This is a genomic window from Streptomyces albidochromogenes (assembly GCF_005981925.1).
GTDB classification, from domain to species: Bacteria; Actinomycetota; Actinomycetes; order Streptomycetales; family Streptomycetaceae; genus Streptomyces; species Streptomyces albidochromogenes.
Window position 1 is genome coordinate 1 of sequence record NZ_VBVX01000102.1, and the last position, 20437, is coordinate 20437.

The following is a 20437-nucleotide window of genomic DNA, read 5'->3' on the forward strand; positions in this document are numbered from 1 at the left end:
CGCCTGCCCGCCCGCCCCCGCGCCGCGCTCCCCCGACGCCCCGGGCCGTTACGGACCGTCCTGCGGGGCGGCGACGGCCCGCAGGTGGCGTCCGGACGGAGGATCCGCCGCCGCGCCATGAGCCGCACCGCCGTGCGCGCTCATGGCCGCGGCGGCGTCCGCGTGCGCGGGCAGCAGCTGGCTGACGCCCGTCAGGTCCAGGAGCCGGGTCAGCCGGTCGGGGACCGCCGCGAGGGCGAGGGACCCGCCGGCCTGCTGGGTGCAGCGCAGGATGCCGATCAGCGCGTTGAGGCCCGAAGAGTCGCAGAAGGCGACCGGCGCCAGGTCGAGGATCAGGTGGAGGTTGCCCTGGCGGCTGAGTTCCAGGGCGCGGTCGCGCAGCTCGGGGGCCGTGGTGAAGTCGATCTCGCCCGTCACGGTGAGCAGGGCGAGCGCGCCGTCGAACTGCTGGACGGTGAAGCTGAGGCTGCGGGGCACCACGTCAGTCCTTCGGGCCGGCCGCGCCGGCGTCGTCTGCGGACCCGGCCCGGGCCGAGGTGTGCGCGCTCACGCTCACACCGGGCCCGCCCGCGTCCTGTGGGGGTACGGACAGGGCGAGCAGAGCGACGTCGTCGCCGGAGTCCTGCGGGAGGTCCTGGAGCAGGGCGACGGCGTCCTCGACCAGCGCGGTGGCTTCGGTGGGGCCGGCTCGCCCGGAGAGGAAGTCGGCCACGCCGCTTTCCCCGAGCATCGTTCCGTCGGCCAGGCGGGCTTCGGTGAGCCCGTCGGTGTAGAGCAGCAGCCCCTGGCCGGGTTCCAGGTGGACGGTGCGCGAGGCGAAGGCCGCCTCCTCGAACGCGCCGACCAGCATCCCTCCCCTGAGGTGCACGGGGTCGACGCGCACCGCGCCGCCCGGCCGGGTCCGCACGTGGTAGGCGGGCGGGTGCCCGCCGGACGCCATGGTGACGTCGAATCCCGCGCCGCCCGCCGGTTCGAGGAATCCGAACAGGCAGGTGCAGAACCGGCTGCCGATCGACGCGTCGAGCAGCAGGGCCGCGTTCAGCGCGGACAGTACCGCTCGCGGGTCGTCGTGGTGCTGGGCGGCCGCGCGCAGCGTGTAGCGCGTCAGGGAGGTGACGACGGCGGCCTCGGCGCCCTTGCCGCACACGTCGCCGAGGAAGAACGCCCAGCGCTCGTCGCTCAGCGGGAAGACGTCGTAGAAGTCGCCGCCGACGTCCTGCGGGGAGGCCGTCCGGTAGTGGCAGGCCAGTTCGAGCCCGGGAACCGTCGGCAGTGCCGGGGGCAGCAGGGTCCGTTGCAGCGTCGAGGCGAAGTCCGCGAGGGCTGCCTTGTCCCGCTCGGCGCGCGTGCGGGCCGCCTGTTCGACCCTGCGCCGGTCCTGTTCCGCGCGCAGCGCGCGCATCGCCGAGAGCCTCAGTTCCATCTCGTCGAGGACGATCGCGGCCAGGTCCGCCAAGGTGGCCGTGTCGTGGTCGCTGATCACCCGGGGCCGGGTGTCCAGGATGTTCACGGTGCCCAGGCGGTGGCCGTCGGGGGTGGTGATCGGGGCCGCGGCGTAGAAGCGCACCCCCATCTCGCCCGCGACGAGCGGGTTGGAGCACGCCACGGGGTCGGCGAGCGTGTCGGGGATCACCGTCGTGCCGTCCCTGAGGATCGCCGAGGCGCACAGTCCGGGGTCCCGTCCGATCTGCCGGACCCCGTCGAGTCCGCTGGCGGCCTTGAACCAGATGCGGTCGCTGTCGACGATGGTCACCGTCGCCACGGGGACGTCGAAGATCCGGGACGCCAGCGCCGCCACCCGGTCGAAGGCCCCGTCGGGCGGGGTGTCGAGGATGTCGTAGCGCCGCACCGCCTCCAGGCGGGCCGCTTCCCGCCGGGCCGCCTCCCGCTCCGGGCCGGTCGGGGACTGCCCGTGTACCGCCGCTCCCGGCGAAGGCGCCGGTACCGATGCTGGCATCCTGTGAGGCTCATCTCGTTCTGCCGGCCTCCGTACGCCCGACGACACGGAGACCCTACGCCAGGTCCCCCCGGCGCCGTCCGTTCCCCGGGTCGCCCCACGGTCCGCGAAGGTCTCCGCCTCGCGGGGTTTTGGCCGGCGCCCGGACGTACAGAAACCACTGCGGGACCGGCAGCGCACCAGAATGCTTGCCGCATAGCAACTGTGGCAGGATTAGCCTGGCCGTACATCCGGACCATTCGGCCGCGATGCGCACGACCGGCCCCATGTCGGTCGGTCCACGGGGGCTTGCAGAACGAGGGGCGGAGAAACAGGATGACTGTGGGCCAGGGGCAGGGGAAGCGCGCCGCGGTGCGGGTGCGCGACGCCGAGCGGGGCAGCGCGGCAGGGGCCGTGGGCGAACCGGAGCTGCGCCAGCTGCTCGCCGGGCTCACCGCCGTGCGCGACGGCGACTTCGGCACCCGGCTGCCCGCCGACAGCGAGGGGCTCCTCGGGGAGATCGCCACCGTCTTCAACGGCATGGTCGACCAGCTGTCGCTCTTCACCTTCGAGGTGACGCGGGTGGCCCGCGAGGTCGGCACCGACGGCCGGCTCGGCGGCCAGGCGCACGTGCCGGGCGTCGACGGCACGTGGAAGGACCTCACGGACTCCGTCAACGCCATGGCGGGGAACCTGACGACCCAGGTGCGGGACATCGCGCAGGTCGCGACCGCCGTCGCCCGGGGCGACCTGTCGCAGAAGATCACGGTGGACGCGCGCGGGGAGATCCACGCGCTGAAGAAGACCATCAACACCATGGTCGACGAGCTGTCCGCGTTCGCCGACGAGGTGACCCGGGTGGCCCGCGAGGTGGGCACCGACGGCCGGCTCGGCGGCCAGGCGCAGGTGCCCGGAGTCGGCGGAACCTGGCGCGACCTCACCGATTCGGTGAACTTCATGGCCGGGAACCTCACGGCGCAGGTACGGTCCATCGCCCAGGTCGCCACCGCGGTCGCCCAGGGCGACCTGACCCGCAAGATCGACGTCGACGCGCGCGGCGAGATCCTGGAGCTGAAGACGACCATCAACACGATGGTCGACCAGCTCTCCGCGTTCGCCGCCGAGGTCACCCGGGTGGCCCGCGAGGTCGGCACCGAGGGGCGGCTCGGCGGCCAGGCGGACGTCAAGGGCGTCTCGGGCACGTGGAAGGACCTCACCGAGTCGGTGAACGTGATGGGCGACAACCTGACCGCGCAGGTGCGGTCCATCGCCCAGGTCACCACCGCCGTCGCCCAGGGCGACCTCTCCCAGAAGATCCGGGTGGACGCGCGCGGCGAGATCCTGGAGCTGAAGGAGACCATCAACACGATGGTCGACCAGCTCTCGGCGTTCGCGGACGAGGTCACCCGGGTCGCGCGCGAGGTCGGCACCGAGGGCAACCTGGGCGGCCAGGCCACCGTGCGCGGTGTCTCGGGCACCTGGAAGGACCTCACGGACAACGTCAACGTCATGGCGTCCAACCTCACCAGCCAGGTGCGGTCCATCGCCCAGGTCGCCACCGCCGTGGCCCGCGGCGACCTCTCCCAGAAGATCACCGTCGAGGCGAAGGGCGAGGTAGCCGCGCTCGCCGGTGTGATCAACACCATGGTGACCACCCTCTCCGCGTTCGCGGACGAGGTGACCCGGGTGGCCCGCGAGGTCGGCACCGAGGGCATCCTCGGCGGCCAGGCGCAGGTGCCGAACGTGGCGGGCACCTGGAAGGACCTGACCGAGAACGTCAACTCGATGGCGAACAACCTCACCGACCAGGTCCGCAACATCGCCCAGGTGACCACCGCCGTCGCCCAGGGCGACCTCACGCGCAAGATCGACGTCGACGCGCGCGGTGAGATCCTGGAACTCAAGACCACCATCAACACGATGGTCGACCAGCTCTCGTCCTTCGCCGCCGAGGTCACGCGCGTGGCGCGCGAGGTGGGCAGTGAGGGCCGCCTCGGCGGCCAGGCCGAGGTCGAGGGCGTGTCCGGGACGTGGAAGCGCCTGACGGAGAACGTCAACGAGCTGGCCGGCAACCTGACCCGGCAGGTCCGCGCCATCGCCGAGGTCACCGGCGCCGTGGCCGAGGGCGACCTCACCCGCTCCATCACCGTGGACGCGTCCGGTGAGGTGTCCGAGCTCAAGGACAACATCAACTCCATGGTGGAGTCGCTGCGCGAGACCACCCGGGCCAACCAGGAACAGGACTGGCTCAAGACCAACCTCGCCCGCATGTCCGGGCTGATGCAGGGCCGGCGCGACCTCAAGGTCGTGGCGGAGCTCATCATGGACGAGCTGACCCCGCTCGTCGGCGCGCAGTACGGCGGCTTCTACCTCGCCCAGGAGCGGGGCGGCGTCAGCGAGCTGGAGCTCATCGGCTCGTACGGTCATCCCGGCGACGCCTCGGACGCCCCGCGTCCGGTGCGCTTCCGGTTCGGGCAGTCGCTGGTCGGGCAGGCGGCGCGCAGTCGCCGTACGATCGCGATCGACGAGCTGCCGGCCGGTTACATCACGATCTCCTCGGGTCTCGGGTCCACCGATCCCGCGAGCCTGATCGTGCTGCCCATCGTCGTCGAGGGCCAGGTCCTCGGCGTGATCGAGCTGGCCTCGGTCACCGCGTTCACCCAGGTGCACCGCGACTTCCTGGACCAGCTGATGGAGACCGTCGGGGTCAACGTCAACACCATCGTGGCGAACGCCCGTACCGACGAGCTGCTCGGCGAGTCGCAGCGCCTCGCCGCCGAACTCCAGGCCCGCTCCGGGGAACTCCAGGTGCGCCAGGAAGAGCTTCAGAACTCCAACGCGGAGCTGGAGGAGAAGGCCGCCCTCCTCGCCTCGCAGAACCGTGACATCGAGACGAAGAACCTGGAGATCGAGCAGGCGCGGCAGGAACTGGAGGAGCGCGCGCGGCAGTTGTCGCTGGCCTCCAAGTACAAGTCGGAGTTCCTGGCCAACATGAGCCACGAACTGCGCACCCCGCTCAACAGCCTGCTGATCCTCGCCCAGCTCCTGTCGCAGAACCCGACCCGCAACCTGACGCCCAAGCAGGTGGAGTACGCGGGCATCATCCACTCGGCCGGTTCGGACCTGCTCCAGCTGATCAACGACATCCTGGACCTGTCGAAGGTCGAGGCCGGGAAGATGGACATCAGTCCGGAGCGCGTCTCGCTGCGCCGGCTGCTGGACTACGTGGAGGCCACCTTCCGGCCGATGACCGCGCAGAAGGGACTCGACTTCCGGATCAGCGTCGCGCCCGGTGTCCCCACCGACCTGATCACGGACGACTCCCGGCTGCGGCAGGTCCTGCGCAACCTGCTCTCCAACGCGGTCAAGTTCACCGAGGAGGGAGCCGTCGAACTGCGGATCGCCCCGGCCGCCGAGTCGGACGTGCCGACGCAGGTGCGCGAGTTCGGTCCGGCCCTGTCCTTCCGGGTCCTGGACACCGGCATCGGCATCGCCGAGCCGCAGCTCGAAGCGATCTTCGGCGCCTTCCAGCAGGCGGACGGCACGACCAGCCGCAAGTACGGCGGTACGGGCCTCGGTCTGTCGATCAGCCGGGAGATCGCGCACCTGCTCGGCGGAGCCATCCAGGCGACCAGCGTCCTCGGCGAGGGCAGCACGTTCACCCTCCACCTCCCGGTGGCGAGGTTCGAGGAGCGCGAGCCGGCGGTCGCGGACGAGGACACGCAGCAGCCGCTGGCGGTGTCCGCGCCGCACCTCATCCCCGCCCAGCGCCGGCTGCTCGTGATAGAGGACAGGCCGCGCGGTCTGCTCTCCCTCGTCGCCGAGAGCGCCGTCGCCGAACTGGCGGAGAACCAGAGCCTCGTGGACGCCCGCGGCCCGGTGCGGCTGCGTACCGCCGTGGGCCCGGAGGAGGCCGCCGCCGCGCTCGCCGCGGAGCCGTGCCACTGCGTGGTCCTGGGACTCGACATGGCCGGCGGCGCCGCCATGCAGTTGCTGGAGGCGCTGAACGGCGACCCCGCGCTGCGTCAGGTGCCGGTCCTCGCCCACCACACGCGCCGCCTGGACCAGCAGCAGGAACGGCGGCTGCTGGAGCTGGCCCGTATGAAGCCGCTGGAGCTGCTGCCCAGCCTCGACGAGCTGCGCGAGCGCATCGCGCTGCACCTGACGGCCGAGCGGCCGTCCGACGTGCTGCCGCTGGCCAGATCGGCGGACTCCGCGGCGCTGAGCGCCTCCCCGCTGGAGCTGGGCGAGAGCCCGGACGGCCAGCTGGCGGGCCGCGTGGTCCTGGTCGTCGACGACGACGCCCGCAACGTCTACGCGCTGACGGGGATCCTGGAGATGCACGGCATGCAGGTGATGCACGCCGACAACGGCCGCAAGGGCCTGGAGACGCTCTCCCGGAACGACCAGATCGAGCTGATTCTCATGGACGTGATGATGCCCGAGATGGACGGTTACGCCGCGACGGCCGCGATCCGTTCCATGCCCGAGCACGCCGACCTGCCGATCATCGCCGTGACGGCCAAGGCCATGGAGGGCGACCGCGAGAAGAGCCTGGCCGCCGGAGCGAACGACTACATCACCAAGCCGGTCGACGCGGACGTTCTCGTGGCCTGCATGCTCCGCTGGCTGAACCGGTGACGCGGCACAACCAGCGGCTCGACGCGCTCGCCGCCACGGTGGAGCAGCTGCGCCAGGACCTCGCCCTGGCGCAGGAGTCCACCGACGCCCGCGCCCTGATCGGAATCGCCACCGGCATCCTCGTGGAGCGCGGTCACGGCGGGCCGACGGCGGCGGCTCAGCACCTGGAGACGCTGGCGGAAGCCGCCCGGCTTCCGCTGCTGGAACTCGCGGCCGACGTGGTCAACGCCGCCTCGGGGGACGCCGTCACCGACGTGCTGCCGCCGGGCCTGCGGAGTGCCGACAAGCAGGGGGCCCCTGGTGCGGTGCTGCGGCTGCGGGCCGCGGAGGCCGGATCGCTGTCGAGCGATCCGCAGTCCGCCGCGGAGTCGCTGCTCGACCAGGCGCTGGCCCCGCTCGGCGCGGACGCGCTGGCCCTGTGGGCGGCGGGGCAGGACGGCGCCCTGGTCCTGGCGGGCCACGCCGGCTTCCCGCGCGGGGAGGCCGAGCGGTGGCGGTACGTCCCGCCGGGCGTCGGAACGCTCGCGCAGCGGGTGCTCGGCGAACGCAAGCCGCAGTGGTACGGCAGCCTGCCCGCCGGCACGCTCGGCATCGGCGGGCGCACCGCCGGGGCCCGGGCCGTCCTGCCCGCCGAGAGCGCCGGCCGCATCCTCGGCGTACTGGAGATCTGCTGGCCGCACCCGCAGCCGCCGCTCACGCCCGCGACCACCCGGCAGCTGGACGCGCTGGCCGACCTGTGCGCGCACACGCTGCCCGGCGCGGACATGGACGGAAACGCCACGGACCAGCGCCCCGACGACGCCGTGTACGCGCTGGGCGAGCTCGCGGACGGGCTGCTCGACCCGGCCCTGGTGCTCCTTCCGCTGATCGACGGCCAGGACGCGGTGTCGGACTTCCGCATCGCGCACACCAACGCCCACTTCACCGACCTGGCGGGACGTCCGCGCAGCGCGGTCACCGGCATGAGCCTGCTGGAGGCGTACCCGCTGACCGCCCGTGAGGGCGGCCTGTACGAACACGTGGTGCGGGTCCACGCCACGGGGGAACCGTTTCGCTCCCAGCGGATGGCGCTGGGCACGCTGGTGGCCGACGTGCCGCTCAGCACGGTCGCCTCGGTGGGGATGGCCCGGTTCGGCGACGGCGTCCTGCTGACCTGGCGGGTCGAGAGCGAGACGACGCGGCTGGCCGAACTGCTCCAGCACGCGCAGCGGCTGGGCCGGATCGGCGGTTTCGAGGAGAACCTCGTCAACCGTCAGGTCATATGGAACAGCCAGCTGTTCTCCCTGTTCGGGCTGCCGCCGACCTCGTCCCCCGTGCCTCTGGAACGGCTGCACAAGCACGCCCACCCGGACGACTCGGTGGCCATCGGCCGCTTCCTGCGCACCCTGATGCACCACCGGCACTCCGCCTCCACGGCCTTCCGGCTGCAGCGCGCGGACGGTGTGGTGCGCCACATCCGTATCGTCGCCGAACCCGTCACGGGACCGGTCGGGCAGCTGGTCGCCGTCCGCGGGGCGTACCAGGACGTCTCGTCCCAGCACTGGACCGAGGTCGCGCTGGCCGCCACCCGCGACCGGCTCGCCGACTCGGAGCAGCAGTCCGCCGAACGCAACCGGCTCGCCCTGCAGTTGCAGCAGGCGATCATGCCGCCCTCTCCCCCGGCGGTCGACACGTCCGGGCTGCGGGTCGCCGTGCGCTACCGCCCGGCCGAGGAGGGCCACCTGGTGGGCGGCGACTGGTACGACGCCGTCGTACTGCCCTCCAGGATGGTGATGCTGGCGGTGGGCGACGTCGCCGGGCACGGCATCAAGGCGGCGACCGGCATGGTCGTACTGCGCAACGCACTGCGGGGCCTCGCCGCGACGGGCGCCGGGCCGGCGCAGCTGCTCGGCTGGCTGAACTCCGTGGCCCATCACCTCACCGACCAGGTGACGGCCACGGCGATCTGCGGCATCTACGACCCCGACACGCGGCAGTTGCGGTGGGCGCGCGCCGGGCATCCGCCACCCGTACTGGTGCGCGACGGCGAGGCCACCGCGCTGCCGCTGCCGGGCGGCATCCTGCTCGGGGCCATGCCGGAGGCGCCGTACGAGGAGCATCTCGTCACGCTGAAGGCGGAGGACCGGCTGCTCATGTACACCGACGGGCTGATCGAGCGGCGCGACCTGTCGGTCCAGCAGTCGCTGGAGCATCTGCTGTCCATCGCCCAGGGGCCGGCCACGGAGGCCGGGGAGCTCGACAAGTACCTGGACCAGCTGCTGACCCACAGCCGCTCGGACACCGACGACGACACGTGCCTGATCGGCGTGCACGTGCGGTGACTTGAACCTCCCGCAGGGGGAGTTCCTAACGTCGCGGTGAGCGCGGAGCGGCCCGTACGGACGGGTCCCGCGGACCACGGCGTACGAGGAGGGGCTCATGACGGCATTCGTCCTGGTGTCGGACATCTTCACCGGCGGCTGGATATGGGACGAGGTGGCCGGGCGGCTGCGGGAGGCCGGGGCGCGGGTGTGTCCCGTGACGCCGGCCGGCCTGGGGGACGGCCGCTCGCCGGTGGGGCCGGGCATCGACCTGGAGACGCATGTCCAGGACGTGGTGCGGCTGATCGACGGCCTGCGGGAGTCGCAGGTGGTCCTCGTCGGGCACGGCTACGGCATCCACCCGGTGCTCGGCGCGGCCGGCCGCCGCCCGGAGCGGGTCGCCCGGATCGTCTTCGTGGACGCGGGCATGCCGCAGGACGGCGACCCGGCCGCCAAGCTGGTGGCCGACCAGGCGGTCCGTGAACGGCTGCTCGACCCGGCCGGGCGGACCGGCGCCGACGGGCCGCTCTCCCCTCCGCCACGGGACGGGTGGCAGCGCTGGGGCAGTACCGAGGGCGTTTCCGCCGACGCGCTGGAGCGGCTCACCCGCCTCGCCGCACCGCAGCCCGCCGGCACGCTCACCCAGCCGCTGCGGCTGGCGGAGGAGGTCTCCCGGCTGCCGACGACGGGTGTCCTGTGCACCGCGAGCGGGGCGAGCATCGAGGGGGTGCAGATGCTCGTGGGGTTCGGCGACCCGCGCCTCCAGGCGCTCACCGAGCCGCGCGTGACCTTCTTCGAACTCCGCACCGGGCACTGGCCGATGCTGTCCTGCCCCGAGGAGCTGGCCGGCGTGCTGCTCCGGGCCGCGGCGGGAGAAGGGCACCGCCTGACCGCGCAGCCCGGCGAGCCGCCCGCACACCTGCGGCCGTTCCTCCTGGACGTGCCGCAGCAGCGCCGCGAGCGGGTGGGACGGGTCGACTTCCACCTGCCCGGCACCGAGGAGCCCCGCCCGGCCGTGGTGTTCGTCCACGGCGGGCCGGTTCCCGCCGACGCGCGGCCCACCCCGCGGGACTGGCCGGCCCTGGTGGGCTACGCCCAGTACGTGGCGGGCCTGGGCTCGGTCGGCGTGACGGTGGATCACCGGCTGCACGACCTCGCCGACTACCCGCGTGCGGCCGAGGACGTCGCCGACGCGGTCGAGGTGGTACGGGCCGATCCGCGGGTCGACGGCGAGCGTGTCGCGCTGTGGTTCCTCTCCGGCGGCGGGCTGCTGTCGGCGGACTGGCTCGCGGCGCCGCCGCCGTGGCTGCGGTGCCTGGCGGCGACCTACCCCGTGCTGGCGCCGCTGCCGAACTGGGGGCTCACCGATGCGCGGTTCCGGCCGGCGAAGGCGGTGCGGACGGCGGGGCGGCTGCCGATCGTGCTGACGCGGGTGGGGCTGGAGCGCCCGGAGATCGCCGCGACGGTCGAGGAGTTCCTGGGCGCCGCCGGGGACTGCGGGGCCGCTGTCGAGGTCATCGACCTGCCCACCGGCCGCCACGCGTTCGAGACGATCGACCGGAGCGAGGAGGCGCGCCGGGCGGTGCACCTCGCGGTGCGGGCCGTGCTGGGGCATGTGGAGAGCTGAGGCGATCCCTGTGCCGGCGTGCCGCCCGCAGCCGCGTCCGGTCCCGGTCCGCCGGCCGGGGCCGGCGCCGTCACAGGAAGCGGCGTATGGGCTGGACCGCGAGCTCGCGGGCCCGCTGGGTGAGGGAGCGGCGCTTCCAGCGGCCCTTGCTGATCCGATCGCTCACGGCCACGTCGTCGTCGAAGTGGGAGTCGAGCGTGGCGGTGAACTCCTCGTCCAGGACGGCGAGCATGACCTCCTCGTCGTGGTCGAGCGAGCGGCGGTTGAAGTTGGTCGAGCCGATCAGCGCCGCCGAACGGTCGACCGTGATCACCTTGGCGTGCATCATCGTCGGCTGGTATTGGTAGATCTTCACGCCGCAGGCGGTGAGCTCCTCGTAGAAGTGCTGGCCGGCCAGCTTGCACACCCGCTTGTCGGTGTGCGGGCCGGGCAGCAGGATCTCCACCTCCACCCCGCGCCGTGCGGTGGCGCAGAGGAGTTCGACGAAGAACGCGTCCGGTGAGAAGTAGGCGGTGGCCAGCCGGAAGCGTTCCTCGGCCGACTCCAGCATGACCCGCATGAGGGTCTGCATGTCCTGCCAGCCGAAACTGGCCGAGCCTCTGACGACCTGGATCACGGCGTCGCCCTGCGGGCTGTGCTCGACGAACCGGTCGTGGTCGTCGAAGAGTTCGTCGTGGCACTCCGCCCAGTTCTGCGCGAACGCGGCGGCGATGCCGTCCACCGCGGGGCCGCGGACCTGCACATGGGTGTCGCGCCACTCGCCGGGGCCGCGGGCGTCACCGCACCACTCCTCGGCGATCCCCACCCCGCCCGTGAACGCGGTCTGCTCGTCGACGACGAGGACCTTGCGGTGGCAGCGGTGGTTCTGCTTGAAGGGCGAGAGCCGCAACGGCTTGCGGAACCACATCACCTGGACCCCGGCCCGCTCCATGGTGTCCAGCTGGTCGGTCTCGATGAGCCGGCTGCCGAAGCCGTCCAGCAGCAGCCGGACCCGTACGCCCGCGCTCGCCCGCTCGGCGAGCGCCTCGGCGAACTGGCGGGCGATGTCGCCCTTCCAGTACACGAACGTCATCATGTCGACGGTGTGCCGGGCCGAGCGGATGCCCTCCAGCATCGCCGCGAAGATCTCGTCGCCGTTGCGCAACGGGAGAACGGCGTTGCCCTCGGTGGCCGCGATGCCTATCAGCCGCTCCAGACGCCGGCGTATCCGCGCGCTCCGGTCCTCACCGGAGGGGGCGGGCTGCGCTTCCAGAGTGTGAGAGGTCATCTGCGAACGGCTCCTTGGTACGGGTGGGGACGGGCGAGGCGTACGCCTCCATAGAACCCGGGGGTACGGCCGGAGCACCGCGCTCCGGCCCTTGCTGCGCGAACGCCCTAGCGGTCGTCGGTGTCCGGACGCCGGGCGGCGCGCCGCCTCAGCCACAGCGGCAGCGCGTACCAGCACAGGCCGAACCACAGCATGACCGCGCCGGCCAGCGTCCCGCCGAGGGAGTCCGGGATCGCGACCCGCAGGATGAGCAGGAGCGTGCACCCGATGGTCAGGGCGAGGAACACCATGCCGCACATCATGAGGCGGCCGGCGACCTCCACCACGTCGTCCTTCATCCGCTGCCCGGACAGGAAGCGGTGGATGGAGACGGGTGCTATCAGCGAGCCGGTGGCCGACGCGCCGAACACCACGGTGATGACGTAGACGGTCCGGTCGAAAGTGCCCAGGTCGTGGAAGAGCGGGGTGAAGGCGACGCTGAGCAGGAAGCCGAAGAGGATCTGCACACCGGTTTGCGCGACCCGGGTCTCCTGAAGGATCTCGTTCCACCGGCGGTTGACCCGCTCACGTGCGGTTTCCTGCTCCGCGTCGCGGGGTTCGGGGCGGTCGTCGGCTCTGCGTCCGTCGCGGGCGGCTTCTCCCGGGCTCGGCTCGGCCCGCTGTCCGGTCATGGTCATGGCATCCTCCAGGGCTCCAGCAGACCAGTTGCCCCGTCCGGCCGAAACCATGCGGCCCCAGTCCTGTGACGGGCCGCGTGATCGGCGCGGGGCGGCGGCCGGCCGCCGGGCCGGTTCCAGGCGCGCGAGCCCAACTGCGCCCGCTGAGGGCCGCGTTCGCCGCCGCCGTCCCGCCGCGACGGCCCGGAGCGCCGGGCGTAGCCTGGAACGAGGGGCAAAGGAGGCGCAGCATGGCCACGCCCACGGTCACCGCACACGACATCCCCCGCACTTCTCCGGGACGGGCGCGTGAGGTCAACGAGGCGGAGATACGCGCCTCGCTCGCGACCATGGCTTCCCTGGACGCCGAGGCGTGGTCGAAGCCGACCGCGTGCGCTGCGTGGACCGTACGGGACGTGGTCGCCCACGAGGTCGGCCAGTACGAGGAGCTGCCCAAGCCCTGGCTCATGATCACGCGGGTCCGGCGGGCCCGTCGTACGCATCCCGAGCTGGGCCCGCTGGACGGTCACAACGCGATCCAGGTCGAGGACCGGAGCGGCGTGCCCGGCCGGCAGCTCGTCGAGGACTTCGCCCGGATCGCCCCGAGGGGCGCGCGCTCCCTGGCCCGTATGCCGTCCCCGGTGCGCCGGCGCGTACGCACCAGCATGGTCTTCCCGGAGGGGAAGGAGCTCGCCGAGGACTCCATGGAGTACATGTACGACGTCCTGATCGCCCGCGACACGTGGATGCACCGCGTCGACATCAGCGACGCCACCGGGGCCCCGCTGGTTCTCGACGCGCACGACCGCGAGATCGCGAACCAGGTGGTGCTGGACCTGGCGCTGGGGTGGACCGGTCCGTCGTGCCTGCTGGACCTGACGGGCCCGGCCGGCGGCCGCCACCGGCTCGGGAGCGGGCCGCCCGTCGTCACGCTGCGGGCGGACGCGGTGGCGTTTGCCCGCCATCTGTCGGGCCGGCCGCCGCGCGGCGCGCTGGAGTCCGAGGGCGACGAGGAGGCCGCCGACGCTCTGCGGGCGGCCCGGGTGCCGTTCTGATTCCCGCGTCCGCCCGCGGGGTGCGGCTTCCCGCGTCCGCGGACGAGGTGCGGCCGTGAGCGGCGCACACCGGATCGAGGTGACCCGGGAGCGGGTGCTGGCCCACCGGGTGGCGGCGCACGGGTTCGCGCGCTCCTCCCCCACGCCGGACGTCCTGGTCCTGGGCGCGCGGGACACGCCGAACGGGGCGGCGCGGCAGGCGCTGGCGGCCCGGGGCTCGTCCGCCGAGGGGCTGGAGCTCGTCTGGACGTTCCGCGGCGCCCCCCATCTGCACCGCCGCGGCGATCTGCCGGCGCTCGCCGCCGCCCTGTGGCCGCTGGACGACGCCGATGCCACGGCGCGCATCGATACAGCGGTGATCAAGGAGGGGGCGCGGCTGGGCACCGAGGCGTTCCGGGTCACCGCCGAGGCGTTTCGCGATGTGGTGAGCGCGCCGATGCCCAAGAGTGAGGTCAGTACGGCGGTCAGCCGGGCGGTGCCGCGGTCGCTGACGTACTGGTGCGAGCCGTGCGGCGCCCGGCACATCTCCGGGCTGCTCTTCCAGCAGGCCGGGGTCTTCGGGGCGGTCGGGGTCCGGCCCGAAGGCGGCAGGACCGTCCTCGCCCCGCTGGAGACGCGCTACCCCGTGCCGGCCACGGCGTCCGGGACCGCCGGGCTGGTCCGCGCCTACCTGCGCTTCCTCGGTCCCGCGACACCCGCCGAGGTGGCGAAGTACCTCGGCACCAGGGCCGGCGCGGTCAAGGCGGTGTGGCCGGACGACCTTGCCGAGGTGGTGCTGGACGGCAGGAAGGCGTGGCTGCCCGCCGGTGACCTGGACGCGCTGCTGACCGCGAGGAGCCGGCGGCTGGTACGGCTGCTTCCGCCGGGCGATCCGTTCCTGCAGGCACGCGACAGGGAACTGGTCGTGCCGGACAAGCGGAGGCGGCAGGAGATCTGGCGCGCGGTCGGCGGTCCGGGTGCGCTGCTGGTCGGTACGGAGATCACCGGTACCTGGCGCGCCAAGGCGGCGGGGCGCGGGATCGAGCTGACCGTGACGCCCTTCGGGCCGCTGTCCCGCGCCGTACAGCGGGAACTGGAGGCGGAGGCCGCGACCGTGGCCTCGGCGCGCGGCGCGGCCGAGGCCCGGGTGCGCCTCGCCTAGGCAGGCGCCGGGCGGCGGACCACCGCACGGACGCGTGTACGAGCGCTGGGATAGCCTGCGGCGATCGATCAAGCTCAGGGGTGGGGTTCTTCATGGGGCACAACGTGGCGCGGGGCATCGCCCCCCTGGTGGCGGTGCTGATGCTGGCCGGCTGTTCATCCGCGCCGGACGGCGGCGCGGCCGCCCGGGACCAGCCGGCCGGGAAGGCGGGCGGGAGCGCACCGGCCGGGGCGCGGGACGGCGCCGAGGGCGCGCGCCTCGGCGGGCGCGGGACGCCGTGCGCCCTGCCCGTGACGTTCCGGACCGCCGCCGACTGGACGGCGGAGAAGGTGACGGCGGGCGACGAGGACGACGTGTTCAGCTCGCTCGCCCGGCAGGGTTCCGTCACGCTCGTCTGCGAGGTCGACGCCAAGCCGGCGGGGAACATCGGCTTTCTGCGGGTGTGGACCGGTGAGGGCGGCGGCTCGCCGCGCGAGGTCCTCGAAGGTTTCATGGCGGACGAGAAGAACGCCGGGACGATCCGCTACCGGAAGACCGAGGCCGGTGAGTTCCCCGCCGTGGAGGTCACCTACCTGATCACCAGCGAGCTCCTCGACGAGCCGAAGAAGGAGCGGGCGCTCGCCGTCGCCGCCCCCGGCGGCGCGGTGGTGCTGCACCTGGGCGGCCTGGACACCCAGGAGCACGAGCAGATGCTCCCGGCGTACGAGCTGGCCAGGAAGAGCATGGCGGCCACGGGCTGACATCGGACGGTGTCCGCCGCCCGGTGCGGACAGCGGCCGACTGACGTTCGAAGGCGCCGGCTCGCCGGGCCGCGTGCCCGGTGTCCGCCCCGGTACGGGCTGCGGGCCCGGGGCGGGGCGGTACGGGCGCCGTGCTCCGGCGGGCCCTCTCACCGGGGACGACGGTGCCGGGCGTGGCCGGTGGGCCGTGTGCGCCGGGTGCGGGCGTCGTCCGGCGCGGTCCCGGGGAACCGCGCCGCCGTCTGTCGCGGCGCGAGCGAAAGACGCCCGTGCAGGGATACTTTCGACAGAGCGGGCAGATGACCCGTAATAGAGTCTGCGAATGCGTGCGACGACAGCGTCGGCCTCCGTGAAGGAGGTGCGCGGATGTTCATGGGAGTGACGGCCGTATGGAGCGCGCGGGACCACCGGACGACGCTGCGGGCGATCTCGCCCCCCGGGTGACCGCGGCGGCCGAAGCGGTGGTGTCCACCTGGACGCAGGCCACGCGCACCGCTTCCCCACGCCTGTCCGCGCTCCAGCTCGAAGCACTGCTGATCGTCCGGCGCTGGCCGGGCATCAATCTCACCGGTCTGGCCGAAGAGGTCGGGGCCGCCCCGCCGGCGGTCAGCCGGCTGTGCGACCGGCTCGAAGCGGCCGGACTGCTGCGCCGCGAACCGGCGCCCACCAGCCGACGGGAGATCGGGCTGGTCCTGACGCTCCAGGCGAACGAGTTGATCGACGCCCTGTTCGCCCGCCGCCACGAGATGTTCGCCGCCGTCCTCGGCCGTATGCGGCCCGCCGAACGCCGTCAGCTCCTGTCGGGTCTGCTGGCCTTCGCGCGGGCGGCCCGGCCCGGTGGCGACGACGACGCCGACCGGAAACCGCCGGGCTAGCCGGTCCTGCCCCGCCAGTCCAGGCAGACGACCGCGGCGTCGTGAGGCAGGTCGTGACTGCCGTGGTACTGCATCAGCGCCTCGACGACGGCGCGTGCCGTCTCGTGCGTCGTCGAGGGTCCCGTCGCGGCGATGGTCTCGCGCAGGGCGTCCTCGCCGAAGACGCCCGGCTTCGTCCTCGACCGCGCGCTGTGCACACCGCTGCTCACCACGACGAGGCGGTCGCCGCGCTCCAGATGAAACGACTCCTCGTGGTACTCCGTCTCCTCGAACATGCCCAGCGGAGCCTGCGTGTCCAGCTCCAGCCGCTCGACGGTGTCCCGCCGCCGGCGGTACAGCCGGGGGGAGCCGGCGTCGACCGCCCGCATCTGGCCGGTGGCCAGGTCGAAGCGGAGCAGGAGCGTAGCCGAGTACCGGGCTCCGGCGTACTCGCCGTAGACGGCCTGATCGGCGAGGCATGCCTGGTCGGCCAGGGAGACCCCGGCGCGGCGCGCGTTGCGCAGAGCGCTGACGGTGAGGTTCGTCAGCAGGGCGGCCTGGATGCCCTGTCCCTTCCCGTCGGACACGGTGAGGGTCAGATGGTCGTCGGTGAGCGTCCAGTCGAAGTTGTCGCCGCCGATGGCGTAGGCCGGCTCCAGGTGGGCGCCGAGGGTGTACTCCGCCCCTTCGAACCCGCGCCCGGGCAGGAGCTGCCACTGCATCTCGGCCGCCAGGGTGAGGCGCTTGTGCCGGCGGGTCTGGAGGTAGAGGTCGGTGTCGCGTTCGGCGACGAGCAGTTCGTGGCCGACCGCCGTGGCGAAAGCGGCCAGCTCCAGGATGCCCGGCGCCCCGGCCGCCGGCTCCGGCAGGTGCACGGACAGTACGCCCAGCCGGTCTCCGCGTACGGTGACGGGCAGATGCACCGTGACCATGCCCGGTTCCGCGGTGACCTCCACGACTGCGGCCTGGGTCGAGAAGGCGCGTCCGGCCGGGTGAGCGCCGTGCACCGGGACCGATGCGCCCGTGTGGGGCAGGCGGGTCACCGGCTGGAGCACCGCGAGGCCGTAGTCGGCCAGGAGCACCGTCACGGAGCGGGCGTCCACGTGGTGGGCGAGCAACGCGTGCGCGGTGGACAGCAGAGCGGTGGGCGCCGCCGCCCGCAACGCGCTCTCGGCCGCACCGAGCCATCGACCGGGCTGGTTGGTCATGGTTTCTTCCCTCGAGGTCCGTGACGGTCCCGCACGGACGGCGACAGAGCCCCGCGGTTTTCCCACCGCGCCGTTCGCGGGTTCATCCTGCCCTGCCGAGGGCCGGACATGCCCGGTGGCCGAGGGGTCAGGCGATGTCCGCCGGGCGCCGCGCGCCGTCGGCCGCGCCGCCCGGCGCGATGCGGGCGGCGGCGGCCGAGTGGAACGCTTCGAGACCTTCGGCCAGCGCGGCCAGTTCCGCCGGCGCCATCTGGCGCAGCACCGCTTCCAGCTCGCGGAGGCGGAACGTGCGGAAGTCGTCGAGTACGGCGTGTCCGCGCCGGCTCAGCCGGACCTCGATCTCACGGCGGCTGGTCGCGCTCGGGGACCGCTCGACGAGGCCGGCGGCCTCCAGGCGGTCGCACAGGCGGCTCACGGACGAGGGACGCGATCCGAGCGCCTCGCCCAGGGCGCGGAGGTTGACGCCCTCCTGGCCTTCCAGCGCGGTCAGCGCGCGCAGTTGCGAGGGCGATACGGGGCCCGAGGGGGCGGCCTCCTGGCTCCGGCCCCACAGCAGCTGGAGCAGTTCCAATGCCGCGCACGCGTCGTGGGCCACCTGCTGATGACCGGTGGAGTGCAAAGTGCGGAGCATCGCACCACTCTCTCACTTGGGGAAGCGATTGTCAGCCGCCCCTTTCCGGCCGGGCCCCGCCGGTGCGGGGCTACCGGTCCGCGACGAGGTGGTCGGCCGGCGCCGCGACGAAGTAGTCCGCGTCCTTGGGCCGCTTGAGCGACGGGCCGTGGGGGCGGCGGGCCGGTTCGAGGTGGGGTATGTGCTTGGAACAGTGGATGTACGCCTCGACGACGGTGATGTGGACCCAGAACTCCGGCTGTCGCCCGGGAGCCGGGTCGACCGGTATGAGGGGGTTGGCCCTGCGCAGTTCCTGCTCGTCCAGCAGCCGGGCCGTCCCGTTGACGTGCAGGCCGATGTGGTGATGGGTGAAGTCGAGGAACAGCAGCCCGGCGTGCGGGTTCTCCGCCATGTTGCCGGCGCTGGCCATGACGCCGTTCCCCCGGTACTCGGGGTAGGCGAGGGTGCGGTCGTCGAGGACGGTGACGAAGCCCGGCGGCCCGGCGCGGAAGCTGGCGTCGCAGTGGCCGCGGGCGTCGGCCGTGGAGAGGAAGAGCATCGACTGGCGGCCGATGAAGTCGCGCATCGTCTCGGTGAGACGGGGGTGAACCTGACGGTCGTAGAAGGCGTCGGCTCGCTGCACGGTGCCGAGATGGTCTTGCAGCATGCGCTCCCCGCGCGAGGGCGCGGCGTCGTGGCTGTTCACAGGTATTCGCTCTCGGGCTCGTGTCTGGACGGTGCGAGGGGCGTGGTCAGGACGGGATCGCTGAGTGGGTCGTGGTGGATCCGGGCAGCCGGGACGCCTTCGTTGCGCAGGATCCGGGCAGCGGCGGTGACCATCCCCGGCGGCCCGCACAGGAAGGCCTCATGCTGCCCCCAGGGTCCGAACTCGCGCAACACCTGCGGCAGGGTCCCCTCGCGGCCGGCGATGTGCTGGTGCGACACGGCGGCCCGTACGGAGAGCCAGTGCTGACGCTGCGCCATCCTCAGCATGTCGTCCAGGCCGTAGAGCTCCTCGGCGGTGCGGGCGCCCACGAAGAGGTCGACGTACCGTCGCATGTCGCCGAGGGCGGCCTGTTCGAGGAGGGCGCGGATCGGCGCGAGGCCGGTTCCGCCGGCGACGCACACCAGGTCGCGGTCCCCGGCGGCGGCCAGCGTCATGTCGCCCTGCGGCGGCCCGAGCGTGACGATGTCGCCGGGCGCCGCGCGGTGGACCAGGGCGTTGCTGACCCGGCCGCCGGGCACGGCACGGATGTGGAAGGTGAGCGTGGAGTCGGCACGGGGCGCGTTGGCGGGTGAGTACTGGCGCCACGCCTTGCGCTGCCACGGCGTCTGCATGCTGACGTACTGACCGGCCTGGTACGGGTAGGGCGTTTCCGTGCGGACGGTGATCTCCGCGATGCCGTGGCCGCGGTGTTCGTGCCGGACGATCTGCGCCGCCCAGGTGGCGGGGCGCAGCCGGGTGTCGTCGGCGGCCGCCAGCATCATCACCCGGGCCGCCGTGGTGTACGCGCGGGTCCAGGCCGCTTCGACGTCCGGCGTCCAGGCGGCGCCGGCGTAGCGGGCGAGGGACGCCAGGAGGCATTCGCCGACCGCGGGGTAGTGAGCTTCGAGGGCGCCGAACTTGCGGTGGTCGCGCCCCAGCAGAGTGCAGAAGCGCACGAGGTTCTCCGGGTCGTCGACGAGGTCGACGATGCGCAGCAGGCCGCGCAGGAGCCGGTCGCGCTGGACGTCCATGTCGTCCGGGAAGAGCTCTCGCACCTGCGGGTAACGCGCGAAGAGAATGGTGTAGAAGTACACCGTCAGGTCGGCCGCGTAGGGTTCGACCACGGCCAACCCGGCGCGTACGAGGGCTATTTCGTGGTCGGTCAGCGGCGTGGGCGCCATGCCGGGGGCGGGGTGATCCGTGGGACTCGGCGCGCCCGCTGGGGAGCTCTCCGGTGGCATCGAGCGTGCAGGCAAGGAACGTGTCGCAATCGCAGAAGGGCCCGGCCGTGGGGGTGACCGGGCAGGGGTGGTCGTTCGGGCGCCCGCTGTGTGGGGCCGAGGTCGCTCAGGTACCGGCTCGCGCCGCGGGCACCTCCGGACGAGAGGACCCGGTGAGACGGATCGCCAGGGCGAGGGTGTCGTCGGGGTGGAGTACGACGGTGTGCATGTCGGCGGCGATGGCCGCGGGGATCTCGGTCACCGGCTTCGCCGCGTGGCGGCGCGCCGCCTCGATGAGCCGCAACTCGCCCTCGGTGGGGTCTCTGCGGCTCTCGGTGAGGCCGTCGGTGTAGAGGATGAGGAGGTCGCCCGCGTCGATGTCGGTGTGCAGGATCTCCTCGCTGCCGGGCAGGGGGTAGCCGATGCCTCTGCCGCGCATTTCCAGGTAGCGGGCGGCGCCGTCGGCCTGGAGGAGG

16 protein-coding genes are annotated in these 20437 nt (G+C 73.0%); 7 read left to right on the forward strand and 9 right to left on the reverse strand.

The window, feature by feature from the left end:
- Positions 1–48: 48 nt before the first annotated feature.
- Entirely contained in the window at positions 49–477 is a 429-nt protein-coding gene (locus E2E34_RS15620) for an STAS domain-containing protein (protein WP_138902516.1), read from the reverse strand.
- Positions 478–481: 4 nt separating this feature from the next.
- Positions 482–1957 carry a PP2C family protein-serine/threonine phosphatase gene (locus E2E34_RS15625; protein ID WP_138902517.1) on the reverse strand — a complete coding sequence of 492 codons (1476 nt, stop codon included), beginning with the start codon at positions 1955–1957 and terminating at the stop codon, positions 482–484.
- Positions 1958–2272: 315 nt separating this feature from the next.
- Here E2E34_RS15625 and E2E34_RS15630 point away from each other — a divergent pair, with 315 nt between their 5' ends.
- The 3 genes from E2E34_RS15630 (at position 2273) to E2E34_RS15640 (ending at position 10504) form a co-directional block, all read left to right on the forward strand.
- Entirely contained in the window at positions 2273–6577 is a 4305-nt protein-coding gene (locus E2E34_RS15630; protein ID WP_138902518.1) for a HAMP domain-containing protein, read from the forward strand.
- Positions 6574–8898: a SpoIIE family protein phosphatase gene (locus tag E2E34_RS15635; RefSeq protein WP_138902519.1), complete on the forward strand. Its 2325-nt coding sequence runs from the start codon at positions 6574–6576 to the stop codon at positions 8896–8898. Before E2E34_RS15630 ends, E2E34_RS15635 begins: the two co-directional genes overlap by 4 nt.
- Before the next feature lie 97 nt (positions 8899–8995).
- Positions 8996–10504, forward strand: coding sequence for an alpha/beta hydrolase (locus tag E2E34_RS15640; RefSeq protein WP_138902520.1), 1509 nt, complete (start codon positions 8996–8998; stop codon positions 10502–10504).
- 70 nt (positions 10505–10574) lie between these two features.
- Here E2E34_RS15640 and E2E34_RS15645 read toward each other — a convergent pair whose 3' ends face one another.
- The gene (locus tag E2E34_RS15645; RefSeq protein WP_138902521.1) at positions 10575–11771 is read right to left on the reverse strand and encodes a phospholipase D-like domain-containing protein; all 1197 of its coding nucleotides are present in this window, start codon (positions 11769–11771) and stop codon (positions 10575–10577) included.
- Between the two features lie 107 nt (positions 11772–11878).
- Positions 11879–12448 carry a DUF6328 family protein gene (locus tag E2E34_RS15650; protein WP_138902522.1) on the reverse strand — a complete coding sequence of 190 codons (570 nt, stop codon included), beginning with the start codon at positions 12446–12448 and terminating at the stop codon, positions 11879–11881.
- Between the two features lie 230 nt (positions 12449–12678).
- Here E2E34_RS15650 and E2E34_RS15655 point away from each other — a divergent pair, with 230 nt between their 5' ends.
- The 4 genes from E2E34_RS15655 (at position 12679) to E2E34_RS15670 (ending at position 16238) form a co-directional block, all read left to right on the forward strand.
- On the forward strand, positions 12679–13482 hold the full coding sequence (locus E2E34_RS15655) for a maleylpyruvate isomerase family mycothiol-dependent enzyme (RefSeq protein ID WP_138902523.1): 804 nt from the start codon (positions 12679–12681) through the stop codon (positions 13480–13482).
- A 55-nt stretch (positions 13483–13537) separates the two neighbouring features.
- A complete protein-coding gene (locus E2E34_RS15660) occupies positions 13538–14623 on the forward strand; it encodes a DNA glycosylase AlkZ-like family protein (protein ID WP_138902524.1) in 1086 nt (361 codons plus the stop codon).
- A gap of 92 nt (positions 14624–14715) precedes the next feature.
- A complete protein-coding gene (locus tag E2E34_RS15665) occupies positions 14716–15363 on the forward strand; it encodes a lipoprotein (protein WP_138902525.1) in 648 nt (215 codons plus the stop codon).
- 389 nt (positions 15364–15752) lie between these two features.
- On the forward strand, positions 15753–16238 hold the full coding sequence (locus E2E34_RS15670; protein ID WP_138902526.1) for a MarR family transcriptional regulator: 486 nt from the start codon (positions 15753–15755) through the stop codon (positions 16236–16238).
- Here the strand turns inward: E2E34_RS15670 and E2E34_RS15675 are convergent.
- The 5 genes from E2E34_RS15675 to E2E34_RS15695 all read right to left on the reverse strand — a co-directional run.
- Positions 16235–17425, reverse strand: a complete 1191-nt coding sequence (locus E2E34_RS15675) for a PP2C family protein-serine/threonine phosphatase (RefSeq protein WP_138902527.1) — start codon at positions 17423–17425, stop codon at positions 16235–16237. The two genes, E2E34_RS15670 and E2E34_RS15675, sit on opposite strands and share 4 nt — an antisense overlap.
- Positions 17426–17552: 127 nt before the next feature.
- The gene (locus tag E2E34_RS15680; protein ID WP_138902528.1) at positions 17553–18056 is read right to left on the reverse strand and encodes a MarR family transcriptional regulator; all 504 of its coding nucleotides are present in this window, start codon (positions 18054–18056) and stop codon (positions 17553–17555) included.
- A gap of 70 nt (positions 18057–18126) precedes the next feature.
- On the reverse strand, positions 18127–18702 hold the full coding sequence (locus E2E34_RS15685; protein ID WP_138902529.1) for a pyridoxamine 5'-phosphate oxidase family protein: 576 nt from the start codon (positions 18700–18702) through the stop codon (positions 18127–18129).
- Between the two features lie 35 nt (positions 18703–18737).
- Positions 18738–19922, reverse strand: a complete 1185-nt coding sequence (locus E2E34_RS15690; protein ID WP_138902530.1) for a globin domain-containing protein — start codon at positions 19920–19922, stop codon at positions 18738–18740.
- 166 nt (positions 19923–20088) lie between these two features.
- Positions 20089–20437: SpoIIE family protein phosphatase (locus tag E2E34_RS15695; RefSeq protein ID WP_167518294.1), on the reverse strand; the 349-nt coding region annotated here is incomplete at its 5' end.

Coding starts and splice junctions, on each gene's coding strand:
- E2E34_RS15625 (WP_138902517.1), bottom strand. CDS start 1,957: ATGCCAGCATCGGTACCGGCGCCTTCGCCGGGAGCGGCGGTACACGGG.
- E2E34_RS15630 (WP_138902518.1), top strand. CDS start 2,273: ATGACTGTGGGCCAGGGGCAGGGGAAGCGCGCCGCGGTGCGGGTGCGC.
- E2E34_RS15640 (WP_138902520.1), top strand. CDS start 8,996: ATGACGGCATTCGTCCTGGTGTCGGACATCTTCACCGGCGGCTGGATA.
- E2E34_RS15645 (WP_138902521.1), bottom strand. CDS start 11,771: ATGACCTCTCACACTCTGGAAGCGCAGCCCGCCCCCTCCGGTGAGGAC.
- E2E34_RS15650 (WP_138902522.1), bottom strand. CDS start 12,448: ATGACCATGACCGGACAGCGGGCCGAGCCGAGCCCGGGAGAAGCCGCC.
- E2E34_RS15655 (WP_138902523.1), top strand. CDS start 12,679: ATGGCCACGCCCACGGTCACCGCACACGACATCCCCCGCACTTCTCCG.
- E2E34_RS15665 (WP_138902525.1), top strand. CDS start 14,716: ATGGGGCACAACGTGGCGCGGGGCATCGCCCCCCTGGTGGCGGTGCTG.
- E2E34_RS15670 (WP_138902526.1), top strand. CDS start 15,753: ATGGAGCGCGCGGGACCACCGGACGACGCTGCGGGCGATCTCGCCCCC.
- E2E34_RS15675 (WP_138902527.1), bottom strand. CDS start 17,425: ATGACCAACCAGCCCGGTCGATGGCTCGGTGCGGCCGAGAGCGCGTTG.
- E2E34_RS15680 (WP_138902528.1), bottom strand. CDS start 18,056: ATGCTCCGCACTTTGCACTCCACCGGTCATCAGCAGGTGGCCCACGAC.
- E2E34_RS15685 (WP_138902529.1), bottom strand. CDS start 18,702: ATGCTGCAAGACCATCTCGGCACCGTGCAGCGAGCCGACGCCTTCTAC.
- E2E34_RS15690 (WP_138902530.1), bottom strand. CDS start 19,922: ATGGCGCCCACGCCGCTGACCGACCACGAAATAGCCCTCGTACGCGCC.